Raw genomic sequence first — 12,312 nt, 5'->3', positions numbered from 1 at the left:
CTCTGTGAGTGCGGCGTCGACTACCCCTGCACCGATGTGCGCTTCGCCCTGCTGGTCAAGTCGAGTGCCGAGGCGAACGAATGAGGTCGGCGTACCCGGAAAGTAGCGGACGTGGTCGCGGTCCGGCGCGTCCTGCCTGGTCGTTCGGCGCGTCGGGTCCGGACCGCGACGTGTGGTAACACCGGTGGCGCACCATCGATGGTGTGGACATTGTGTTGGGGTGGCTACAGCCGGTATACGACCTGGTGAAGGCGGTCGATCCGCTCGCCGGCACCGGGGCGGCGTTGCTGGCGATTTCGGTGGCGGCGACCCGGCTGCTGCGCAAGTTGCGGCGCGGGGCGCCGGAGGAGCGCTACCGCCGTTGGTTCGTCGAGGAGTACCGGGTGTACAACCCGTACCTGGCGGCACCGGAGACGCTGAGGCTGGAGCGGACCCTGGTGCCGCTGTTCGTGACCGAGGAGGGACGCTCGGACCGGATCGCCGACGCCGGCCGGCGGATCGCCGACCGGCACCACCACGTCGTGCTGCTCGGCGACGCGGGGTCCGGCAAGACCACGATGCTCAAGGCGTTCGGGATCGCGGCGCTGGGCGGCGTCGACGGTCGAGGGGGCACCGGGCGGGGCCGGGAGGTGCCGTTCCTGGTGCCGGTGCGGTTGCTTCGCGGCATCGGACAGGCCGGCGCGCTCACCGACCACATCCTCGGGGTGCTGCGGTCACAGAAGGGGCTGGCGCTGACCAAGGAGGAAGCCCAGCAGTTCCTCGCGCAGACGTTGCAGCAGGAGCGTTGCGTCGTGTTGCTCGACGGGCTGGACGAGGTGACGCCGGCCGCGTACTCGGCCATCCGCGACGAGGTGTACCGGTTCCTCAGCGACCACACCCCGGAACTGCCGACCGCCAATGCCCGGATCGTGATCACCTGCCGACGGCTCACCTTCCTGCGGATCGCCGACGACTGGCAGTCGGAGCGGTTCGGCCCGCACCGCAGTTACGCGCTGGCCCCGCTGCGGGACACCGAGATACTCGCCTACCTGCGGGCCTTTCCCGATCGGTTCCCCGACCTCGACGGGCCGCAGCGGTTCATGGCGCAGCTACGGGTGTCGGGCACGCTGGGCCTGCACCGAAATCCGCTGGTCCTCTCGATGTCGATAGGCCTGTACGCGGGCCGGAAGTTCCCCGCCATCGCGCACTCGACGGCGCGACTGTACGACGAGATGATCGACGAGATGCTCGGCCGGCACAGCTTCCGGGCCGACGGGCTCACCACCGGGGTGAACGAGTTCGACCAGGCCGACAAACTACGGGTGCTGCGGGAGTTCGCACTGCGCGCGGCGCTCGGCCCGCAGGGATTCGGACCATTCGACAGGGCGGCGCTCGCCGACTTCGTGTCGGCCACCGGCGACCGGCTGCGGCAGAATCTGCACGGCCGTGCCGACGACTTCGTCGACGAGATCATCGACCGGTCCGGGCTGCTCAGCCCGGTCAGCGACGGGCAGTACGAGTTCGTGCACCGCTCGTTGCAGGAACATCTGGTCGCCTCCGAGCTGCTGCGCCAGAGCGACGAGGGTCTGCGGCTGCTGCGGGAACGGGCCATGGAGCGCGAGTGGCGTCGGGTGGTGCTCTTCTACACGGCCACCGCGGACCAGTCGGTCGTCACCGGCTTCATCGGGGAACTGGCCGAGATCGACCCCGTTCTGGCCTGCGCCTGCCTGGCGGGCGCGGACTGCCTCAACCCGATCGGGTTCGCCGTACTGGAGCGGATGGCCGAACCCCTGCGTGACCCGAGGCCCCCGGTGATGCTCTCCGCCCTGGCAGCCGTGCTGAGCGCCACCGCGTCGCCCCGGGCGGCGATCCGCGACGCCGCCCGCGACCAGGCCTTCACCTGGTTGACGAAGGTCGCCGGCGAGGCGGACGCCGCAGACGCGCTCGGCGGCACCCACGAGACGCTGCTCGACGTGATGACGATGCTCGTGGAACGGCTGGGTGAGAGTTCCGTCAGCCGCTCGATGGTGGTCCGGCTGGTGGGTGTCGTACCCGACGACCCGCGGTTCGTCGAACCGTTGTGGCGCTGCCTGCGCACCGCGGAGGGCGCACCCCCCGACGACCACTCGCTGGTGCCACTCGTCGACCGCCTGGTACGGCTCGCCACCGACCCGGCCTGCTTCGCGGCGTTGCAACGTCAACCGGCAGCGCACCCGCGATTCGCCACCGCCCTCCTGCGCCAGCAGGTGTATCCGTTCCGGCGCGGGCTGGACCGACAGTCCAACCTGGTGACGCTGCTGTGCTGGGCACAGGAGGTCGACCTGGACACGTCGGACGTCAACCGCTTCCTGACGGCCAAGGCCACCGACCCGGCCCGCTGGGCCAACCTCGAAGCGGACTGGCGTCGGCGGGGCGCCCTGGTGTTCGTTCCGGTGGTCCGGGCGCACCGGGTCGACCGCCACTCCGCCGAGCAGGCAACGGGCGGGTTGCTGAGCGTGCTCTCGGTGGCGGCGCTCGGCGCGGTCGGCTGGGATCTGACACGACCGGACGGCGCGCTGGGCTTGGCCGCCGGCATCACCACGGTCGTGCTGGCGGCGGTGGAGCTGGCGTTGGCGCTGACCATGCTCGGGTTACAGCCGCGGCTCGAGCTGCGGGGCCGGCGGGTGTGGCGACCCAACGAGTGGATCGACGCCTACGAGGACCCTCGCAGCCGGCACTGGCTGGTGTCCGACGCCGGCGAGGGCCCCGGCCTCACCGGGTGAGATAGGGCGCCACGTCGGCGGGCAGCCGGGGCGGCGTCCCGCCCAACTGCCGGTACATCACCGCCTTTCCGGTGGCCCGACCGTCGATGTCGGCCCGTTCGCCGAACGTCAGGGTGCCTGTCGCGCCGACGATCTCGTGCGCCAGCGCGAGGTTGCTGAACTGGGTCTGCACACCGTCGGCAGTGGGTATGTTGTCGCGCCCGACGGCCATCCGGATCGCCCGCACGGCGCTCGCGACGGCGTCGTGGTACATCACCGCGTACCCGTCGTCGAGCGAGTCCGCCGGATACTTCTCCTCGTCGCGGTAGACCTTGAGGAAGTCCGGGAAACCCGCGGGCGTGCCGGGTCGGTTCCTGATCCAGGCTGGCGCATCGGCCGAGGAGGCCCAGATGACCGAGACGTTCGCGGCGTCGAGCAGTGTCACCTGTTGCGGGGAGAGCTGGAAGCCGGTGGCACCGACCAGGATGGTCAGCGGTTCACTGCGACAGATCCGCTCCTTCAACGCCTCGGCGAAACTCGGAAAGTCGGCGACCCGACCGGCGAAGAACACCATCTGGAGTCGCTTGGCTTTGTTGCCGTCCTTCACCGCGCTGCACAGATTCCGCACGATGGGGTCGAAGACCCGCGGCATGGCCGGGTTGCCGACCGTGCCACCGGTGAAGGACTGGGCGGGGAATTTGACGTAATCCTTCAGCACACTGGTGAAGGCCGCCGTCAGCGTCCGCGGATAGGGGTCGTCGTTCCGGTCGTGCACGACGATTCCATTGCGGGGAAGCGTCTCGGGATTCTTGTCCAGCAGGTCCTGCAGTGCCATCGCGTAGTCGATGTTGCTCGGGGACACGCTGTGAAACGTCGGGAAATCCGCCGCGCTGAGGCTGGTCGCGGAGGTGACCGCGCCGACCATGGGGATGCCCCGCTTCGACAACGCCGCGGCCATCTTCTCGGTGCCCGTGAAGCTGGAGCCCAGACCCACGACGGCCACCACCGGATGCTCGGCGTTGCCGAGCGTCACGATCCGCTCCACTAGTGATTCGTCGAACGGCTGGCCGCTGCCCTGGTTGACGAGGAGCAGCTGCACGGCAGGGGCGTTCTTGTCGCCGAACGCCGCTGAGGTATTGGCCCGACGAAGTGCCACGTGCGCGCCCTGGAGGCTGAACCTGACCTGGTCGAGGGAGATCGCCGACGCGGCGGGTGCCGGCGCGACGCTCAGCGGCGTCAGCAGCACCATCCGGACGTACCGGGGTTGACCTTCGACCTCTCGATTCATGGCGAGGATCTTCCCGGCGACCTCTTGGATGGTGCCGTCGAGCGTGGAGACGTCGGTGACCGGGCCGAGGCACTCGCCGGTGTCGGCGGTGACCCCTGCCGCACAGCCGTCCGCGGCGGTCGCACTCGGGCGGGGGACGATCGGCTGCTCTGGCGGCTCGATGATTTTGTAGGCGAGGTAGCCGACCGGAACGAGCAGCGCGAGGGCGATCACCCCGGCGAGCATGAAGCGCAGTCGATTCGTTCCGGGTTCAGTTTTCGTTTCAGTCCGACGGAACACCGAACCACCTCCGTGAAATGCAATCTGCCCGGGGCGCAATTGCGGTCGGCCTGACGCGAATCACTCACGCATTCATTCATCGACGTGACGATCTGTCAGCAGACGGGACCCTATCCCACCATCGGCCACACCCGAGGAATTGTTGCGCCTCAGTCGTTTAGCTGACTCGACGCGAGGCTCGTCCAACAGAGACGCGTCCGGCCGCCAGAATCGCGGCGGACCCGGTCGCGGCGCGCGGTGGCGCTACCGGCGACTGCCGTGCGAGGTGATGACCGCACGCCACTCCGGCGCCCGGGCCGGGAGGCCCGGCACGAACACGCTGACCACCGGTTGCGCGGCGAAACGCAGACCGGATCCCAGGTCAGCAGTCATCAGCGCAGACCGCGCACCAGTAACAGATAGCCGCAGTAGGCCATCGGCACCAGCAGGAAACAGATCAGGAATCCCAGCGGCAGATAGCGCGGCGGGGTGCCGGCGACCATGGCCGGCCGCCCCCACCGGCCCAGCACCAGGTACCCGCCGAAGAACGCCACCGCCGGCAGCCCCGCGCAGATCCACGCGCCCAGGGTGAACCCGTCCACCAGGCCCACCCCGGAGGCGAGCACCAGGACCAGCATGACCAACCCGGCGGCAGCCCCGCAGCCGGCGTAGACGGCGACCGCCCGCGCCAGCGGTGACCACGTCGGCAGGAGCGCCGGCCGCTGGGCCAACAGCTCCGCCTGTTGCCCGTGCCGGTCGGCCTCGTCGGCCATCCGCCGGGCCAGCTCCAGCTCCACCACCGGGTCGACCGCCGCCGCCCGCTGCGCCGGCACCCCGGCGCCCGCCGGGCTCACCGCCGTCGGCAGCGCCAGCCGCGCCTCCCCCGGCACCTGGGGGTACGCCCCGACCCCCGCCCGCCCCGGCCCGCCGGCTGCGCCGTCGGATGCCCCGTCCCCCGGGCCGGGTGCGGCGGACTGGCTCGACCCATCAGCGGACGCCGAACCGAGGCCGGCAGCGGCGGACTGGCCCGATCCACCAGCGGACGCCGGCCCGAAGCCGGCAGCGGTGGCCGGGCCAGCGCCGCCAGCGGCGATCGGGCCGGAGCCGGTAGCAGTGGCCGGGTCGGAGTCGGCCGGTTGGCCAGGCCAGGTGGCAGCGTCGCCTGGACGCCCCGCGGTCGGGGACGGGCCGGCGGGCGGCTTGTCGACGCCGATCGCTCGGCCGAGCTGGTCGAGGCGCTGCCCCTGGGCGGTCAACCGCTGGTGCAGGTAGTCGACGGCGGCGTGCAGGTCCCGACGGCGCTCAGACTCGGCGGCGGCGTGCTGCTCCCCGGCCCGGTGCTGCGCGGCGAGCTGTCGGGCCAGCGCCGCGTACTCCTCGAAGGACACTGTCACCGCTCCCCGTCCGGCTCGTCTGCCTCGCCGGCGAACGGGACGATCAGCCGGATGCGCTGGTCGTGCCGGTCGATCAGCAGCGCCCGGTCGGTGCGGGGCGTGTAGGCCAGGTCGTGCGCGCCGAGGTGCAGGGCCAGTTCGCTCCCGGGCACGTTGAGCGCCACCAGGCAGGCGACGTCGTCGCGGTTCTGGGTGCCGCCCAGGTCGTCGGCGAGTCGGCGCAGCCCCCGCCACCAACCGAGCAGGTGCACCCCCTGCCCGGGGCCCTGGCGCAGCACGGTGCGCAGGTCGTCCAGGCCGGAGCGGAAGGTGCCCGGGTCGGTGGCCCCGAGGACCGGGGCGGCGGCGTCCATCCCGAACACCACAAGGTACTCCCGGCCGGCGGGCTCGGTGGCCAGCGTGGCGATGTGCTCGCGCAGCCCGGCCGCGTCGAGGCGGTGCACCGGGTGACCGGCCGCCCGGAGGACCGCCTCGGTGTCGTCGGCGACCGGGTGGGCGGCGGTGACCAGGGAGGCCACCTGGAATCGGACGTCGCCGGGGTGGTGCTGGCGGGCCAGGCTGAGCGTCGCGGCGCGCAGCACGTCCGCGCCGGCCGGTGCGGTGCCCACCACGGCGAGATGCCGGCCGGGGGTGGCGTCCATCAGGAACAGCGCTGTGGTGCCGTGCACGTCGACGGTCCGGCCGACCAGGGCCATCGGCCGCCGGCCGCCGGGGCGCAGTCCGGTGAAGGTGCTGTCGTCCTCGACCCGCGCGGCCTCGTACCCCTTGAAGACGGCAGGTGCCCGCGAACCCGCCGGCCGGGCCTGCCACAGGTCGTGGCGCAGCGCGGCCAGGTCCGCGCTGGCGGCGTGCGCGTCGGGGAAACGCAGCACCGTGTCGGCACCTACCGCACCGGCTGCGGTGTTGACCACCGCCGAGCCGATCGGCAGGGCCGCGGCGGCGGTGTTGAGCTGGTCGAGCACCCCGCCGCCGCCGGGCAGCGCCACCCGCAACGCGAACTGCCCGAAGATCGCCTCGGCCCGCCCGTAGAGGGCCTCGATGCCGGTCATGCTCTGGCTGGCCAGCACCAGGTGGATGCCGTACGAGCGGCCCTTGCGGGCCAACTCCTCAAGCAGGTCCACGGATTCCCGGGCCAGCGCGTCGTTGCCGGCGAGCAACACGTGGAACTCGTCGATCACCGCCACGATGCGCGGCAGGGGATTGTCCCGGGGCAGGTCGGCGAGTTTGGTGACGCCGTGCCGCTTCAACGCGGTGGCCCGGCGTTGCGCCTCCCGGCGCAGCTCGCGCAGGATCGCGAGACCGTACTCGCGGTCGGATTCGATGCCGACGGCACGGGCGTGCGGCAACCAGGACGGGTCCCGACTCGTGGGCACGAACTCGGTGAAGCTCACGCCCTCCTTGAAGTCGAGCAGGTAGAGCTGCAACTCGGCCGGAGAATACCGAGCGGCCAGGCCGTAGAGGACGTCGAGCAGGAAGACGGTCTTGCCGGCGCCGGTGCGCCCACCGACCAACCAGTGCGGGGTGGCGTCGTCGAAGGCGAGCGTCAGCGGGGTGTCGACGGCTGGCGCGTCGCCACCGGCCCGACCGATCACCGTACGCAGACCGTTGCCGGCGGACTCGGCCCAGCGCCGCTCGGGCAGCAGGTCGGTGAAGGGCAGCGCGTCGGAGCGGCGGGCGGCGGCGGCCAGATGGTCGGCGAGCCCGCGTACCGACGCCGACGGCGGATCACCGTCGAGCAGCACCGGGGCGGCGAGACCGGTGCCGTCGGCGCTGAACGGCATGCCCGGCGGGTCACCGACGTACGCGTACCCCGTGTCGAGCCGGACCGCTGTGGCGCCGCCCAGCGGCGTCGGGGTCTCGCCGGGCAGCCGGGACGGATGGCCGGCGAGCAGCACGCAGACGGCGGCGGCCGGGCCGGCATGGGTGAGCGCGGCGAGTCGGGCCAGCTCGCGCGGCGGTGGCGCGGCGGTGGCGACCACCACCAGCAGGTGCCGGGCGGCGGGCGGGGCGTGCTGCGCCGCGCGGGCGTGCCGCTCGGCGGCGTCCAGCAGTGCGGCCACCTCGGCCTCACCTGTCGCCGGCGGGCTCAGCACCCCGGCGTCGAGCAACGGGCGCAGCGGTCCGAAGGTGGCACCCACCGCGGCGGTGTCGATGCCGACGACCCGGACCTGACCGGGCGGTGCGGTGGCGACCAGCCGCAGCACCAGCGCCCGCAGCAGCCCGGCGACCCGCTGGTCCCGGATGTCGGCGTCCACCGCCAGGTGGTGGCCGCCGCCGAGCGGCACCAGCACCGGGAAGCCGCCGTCCGGGGTGGACGCGGCGCCGATCCGCACCGCTGCCGGCTCGTCGGTAAGTGGGGTGACGCCCGGCGCGGGCGTGGCCAGGGCACCGCCGAGGTGGGCGAGACGGGCCACCAGCTCAGCGGCACCGGTCGGCGCGACGGCCGGCGGCGCCACGCCCAGGGTGCCCCGGGCGGCGTCCAGGTGCGCTCGGGCCGCCCGGTGGGAGTTGACCGCCTGCCCGTACGCCGACGCGAGCCTGCCCAACCTCTGCCCCCAACGCCAACGGCCGTCTGGTCCCAGGAACCCTAACGGACATCCGTGGCAACCGGACAGTCCCGCGAGGACGTGTCACGCCGGACCGCACGTGGCCGGGGTGGACGCGTCGGCCACCCCGCAGCGGAACACCTCCACCGGTGCCGTCGCCACGTCGGGCACCTGCTCGACCCGCATCAGGGCCAGCCGCTTGTCGACCGGCTCACCCGAGTCGGGGGTGAACCGGATCAGCCCGGCCACCCCCGGGTAGCCCTGGCCCGCGTTTTGCCGCAGCACCTCGGCGTGCACCCCCACCGGGTTGACCGAGGTCGGCTCCCAGCGTTGCCGCGGATCGGCGTGGTGCAGCCGGGCGGCGAGGCTCTCCACCGCCCGGACCATCATCATCGCCGCGTCGTAGGCGAGGCTCACCCGTTCGCCGACCTGCCGCTCGGAGCCGGGTCGGCAGCGCGGCGGGTCGAGCAGGTCGTCGGCCTGGATCCAGGACAGGAAGCTCGCCCGTGCGTCGTCGGGCCGTTCCCGGGCCGATCGCAGCGCGGCGCAGGTGGCGAGCGCGGCCTTCGAGACGTACGTGACCGGCAGGTTGCCGGGCGCGGCGGCGCGCAGCCCGGGATTGGCCATGTAGCGGTTCGCCGAGTCGTCGGCGACCAGATGGTGGGGCGGGTTCGCGCCGCACTCGCGCAGCGCCCGCAGGAAACCGTCGAACTCCGACCACCGGCCCGCGTAGAAGAGCAGACCCGGGTAGCCGCACTCGTCAATCAACCGCTGGCCGGTGCTCCACTTGTCGAGGCGGGTGACCCGGGACCCGAACCGTTGCCGGAGCCCGTCGACGAGGGTGTTCACGTACAGGTCCTCGGTGAGCGAGCTGCCCTCGAGCGTGGTGTAGAAGACGTGCGCCTCGTTGACCTTCAACACCTGCTGGGCGTACGCGTCGACCATCTTCACCTGATCGGCGTTCGGCGCGGAGATCTGCAGGTAGAGGCGGGAGTTGGCGTCCATCTTGTCCGCCGACAGGGTGGGTGCCAGCACCGGCAGCCCGACCCGGTTCAGCTCGCGCAACGCGCGGGCCGTGCTGGTCCGGCTCTCCACCAGCCCGACCACCCCGAGCACCGTGGGGTCGTCCCGGGCCAACTCGGCGAGCATCGCCACCGCCCGGTCGGCGTAGCTCATCTGCCGGCCGCCGTTCGCCACCACGATCCGCAGCAGCGCCGCGCCGTCGGCACTGGCCGACTCCTTCAGCAGCGCGTACTGGGCGGTCGCCATCCCCTCCAGCTCCTCCCGCTCGGAGACGTACGACTCCTCGTCGGCGCGGGTCCGGTTACCTGTCAACGTGCCCGGGTAGACCAGGGTGAGGAAGGGCCGGCGTCGGTCGCTGCGCTGCCAGACCTCCTCGGCGGCCCGGTTCTGCGCGAAGATGCGCCGCTGGATGGTCCGCAGCCCGTCCTGGCCGGGGTCGTTGTTGAACACCTGCGCCGCGCTGTCGCTGTAGCCGATGCACTCACCGTTGCCGACCACCTCGACCGACACCCGGCCACCGGTGAGCGCGGGGTGGCAGCCCGGCCCCCACCGGCTGCCCGCCCACACCCCACCGGCGGCCAGCAGCACCAGGCAGAGCGCGCCCGGCAGGAAGCGCCGCGACCACCAGGGCGGGTCGGGTGCGGAGAACGGTCGCATTCCGCCCCGAGACGGTGGGCCGACGTCGGTGTCGTCGGGCCGCAGCGCGACCAGCCAGGCGGCCGGGCGGCGCAGCCGCCGCATCTCCGGCAGCGCCTCGGCCCACTCGTCGTACGCCTCGTCGGCCTCGGTCAGTGGGTGCGGTTCGGGCAGCTCCGGTGGGGGTTGCCCGCCGGAGACGACGATGAGCAGCGGGTCGTTGCGGCCGGTCTCGGTGCGGACGTCGCCGATCAGGCGGACCAGTTCACCACCGACGTTGCCGGGAGCGACGTGATCGACAAGCAGCGCCGGGTACGCGGTGCGCCGCCAGTCCGACGGGCGCCACGGCCGACGCCGGTACGCCTGCCGCAGGTCCTCCAGGAACGCGTGCAGCAGCAGTTTGTTCACCTGGTCGGGTTGCTCGCCGTCGCGCCACCCGGCGGTGAGGCGCTCGGCGAAACCGAGGAACGTGACCGACTGCCGGGGCGCGAGATACTGCTGGCGCATGAACCAGTTGTAGTGCCGCCCGAGCACCGGCACCCGGCCGGAGACGGCGGCCCGGAACACCACACTCGGCACGGCGCGGCGGACCAGCCAGAGCAGCACCTGCGAGGCGATGCCGACCGCGTCACCACCGGAGGGCAGCGCATCGGCGGTACGCGTCCCCTGCCGATCGCGCAGCCGGCGTACCAGACCGGCCCGGCTGTCGTCGGCGTCGGCGCCGAGACTGAGGCTCTGGTGCATCAGCCAGTCGGCGAGCGGGTAGTGCCGGAAGCGCAGCCGCGCGGCACCGAACGCCTCCAGGGAGAGCTGCCGGTGCAGTTCGCGTAGCAACGCCGGCACGTCCCCGGCGCCCGGTGGCGCAGCGGCGTCGAGCACGGCGTGCGGCACCCGCCGCCGGGGCCCCTGGCCGAGGAATCGGCGCAGTGCCACCATCAGATCCGAGCTGTCGGTGCGGACCAGCCAGAGCAGCGGCAGCCTCCGGTCGCCGCGGCGGGGCCGCCGCAGCAGCCGGGCCAGCAGCGCGAAGAACTCCAGCCCGCCGGCCGGCAACCGGTCCCGACCGGCGGGCGACTGTCGCTGGCCGACCAACTCCCGCCCGGACACCTCGGATCGCCGCACGAGTCACCTCCGATCCACACAGTGTGACCGCGCAAGGCAAAGCACACCAGGCCCGACAACCCTCCCCGCCCCGCCCCGGCCCTCCCCGCCCCGGTCGATCATGGAGTTGTGGTGCCTGATATTCCAGGCGAATGTGGACCTATTGCCCACCACTACTCCATGATCGACGCGGCCGGGGGGTGCGGTCAGACCGCGGGGGTTGGGGTTGCTTCGATGGCGCGGATGTGTCGGTAGGCGAACCAGAGCGGGGGGAACGCGCCGACCGCGAAGGACAGATCGATGAGCGTCCAGAACCAGGGGATGTCGCGGATCGGGCCGCAGATCAGCGCCAGGGGGACGATGCCCGCGCAGGCGATCATGCCGACCTGCACCACCCAGACGTTACGGACCGGGTCGCGCAGCGGCCCCCAGAACGCCACCGCCAGCACCAGGTGGGCGAAGGCCAGCCAGTCGGTGCCGTAGAGCAGGAACGGGTAGTCCGCGCCGGCCGTCACCAGCCCGGCGTGCACCCGCTCGATCCAGTCGACAAGGGCGGGCAGTTGGCCGGCGAGCGGGTCCAGTACGCGCAGCAGCCAGCGCACCTCGATCTCCAGCGGAAAAGCTGTGGCACCGCTCAGGAAGAGCCCGATCAGCACGATCCACAGCCACCGACGGGTCCGTCGTAGGCGCTCCTCGATGTTCATGATCGCAGCGTAACGATGATCTTCGTAGCGCCCTGTCCCTCACGCGGGCCGCGCGGGGTGAGCGCTGTCTCAGCGATCCGGTCCGGAGGATCCGCACCCAGACGTGGGCGGCTGCACCGGCCCTGCCGATGACACGAGGATCATGGACGATCCCCTGCACCGTCGGCAGGACCGGGTGTCAGCGGCCGGTCAGCCGACGGAGAGCCAGTCGGCCCAGGGTCCGTCCGGGGTGGCCTGCCACGTCGAATACAACGACCCGTTGCCACCCACCACGAACACCTGCAACCGGCCATCGGCATTACGACCCACCGCCAGATCGGCGCTCAGATCACTACCACCCCGACTCACCCACTCCGAGAACGGACCATTCGGGCTCTGCTGCCACTTGTGATACAGCTTCCCGTCACCACCGACGACGAACAACTCCATCCGACCATCCGCCGCCACATCGACCACCGGACGCCGCAGCGCCGTACCACCCAAACTCACCCACGACGCCCACGCACCATTCGGCGCCGCCTGCCACGTCGAATACAACGACCCATTGCCACCCACCACGAACACCTGCAACCGGCCATCGGCATTACGACCCACCGCCAGATCGGCGCTCAGATCACTACCACCCCGACTCACCCACTCCGA

7 protein-coding genes and 1 pseudogene are annotated in these 12,312 nt (G+C 72.1%); 1 reads left to right on the top strand and 7 read right to left on the bottom strand.

The genetic code is table 11. The features are described 5' to 3' along the window. Positions 1–203: 203 nt before the first annotated feature. The gene (locus tag AB0B86_RS18760) at positions 204–2,741 is read left to right on the top strand and encodes an NACHT domain-containing protein (protein WP_357418748.1); all 2,538 of its coding nucleotides are present in this window, start codon (positions 204–206) and stop codon (positions 2,739–2,741) included. Here AB0B86_RS18760 and AB0B86_RS18755 read toward each other — a convergent pair. From AB0B86_RS18755 to AB0B86_RS18725, 7 genes and pseudogenes are all read right to left on the bottom strand, one after another. Then, positions 2,731–4,233: a hypothetical protein gene (locus AB0B86_RS18755; RefSeq protein WP_357418746.1), complete on the bottom strand. Its 1,503-nt coding sequence runs from the start codon at positions 4,231–4,233 to the stop codon at positions 2,731–2,733. The two genes, AB0B86_RS18760 and AB0B86_RS18755, sit on opposite strands and share 11 nt — an antisense overlap. Before the next feature lie 297 nt (positions 4,234–4,530). Then, a complete protein-coding gene (locus AB0B86_RS18750; RefSeq protein WP_357418744.1) occupies positions 4,531–4,659 on the bottom strand; it encodes a hypothetical protein in 129 nt (42 codons plus the stop codon). After that, positions 4,659–5,654, bottom strand: coding sequence for a hypothetical protein (locus AB0B86_RS18745; protein WP_357410719.1), 996 nt, complete (start codon positions 5,652–5,654; stop codon positions 4,659–4,661). The genes AB0B86_RS18750 and AB0B86_RS18745 overlap by 1 nt, the downstream gene beginning before the upstream one ends. A 2-nt stretch (positions 5,655–5,656) precedes the next feature. Beyond that, on the bottom strand, positions 5,657–8,206 hold the full coding sequence (locus AB0B86_RS18740; protein WP_357410717.1) for an FtsK/SpoIIIE domain-containing protein: 2,550 nt from the start codon (positions 8,204–8,206) through the stop codon (positions 5,657–5,659). Between the two features lie 84 nt (positions 8,207–8,290). After that, entirely contained in the window at positions 8,291–10,987 is a 2,697-nt protein-coding gene (locus AB0B86_RS18735; RefSeq protein WP_357418742.1) for a hypothetical protein, read from the bottom strand. A gap of 185 nt (positions 10,988–11,172) precedes the next feature. Further along, entirely contained in the window at positions 11,173–11,670 is a 498-nt protein-coding gene (locus AB0B86_RS18730) for a hypothetical protein (protein ID WP_357410711.1), read from the bottom strand. Between the two features lie 189 nt (positions 11,671–11,859). Next, positions 11,860–12,312 (bottom strand): annotated as a pseudogene (locus AB0B86_RS18725) (hypothetical protein); the annotation flags it as partial.

It is taken from the genome of Micromonospora sp. NPDC049047 (genome assembly GCF_040649135.1).
Taxonomy (GTDB): Bacteria; Actinomycetota; Actinomycetes; order Mycobacteriales; family Micromonosporaceae; genus Micromonospora.
Note: the sequence above shows the minus strand (reverse complement) of the source record. Positions and strands in the feature narration are given on the sequence as shown.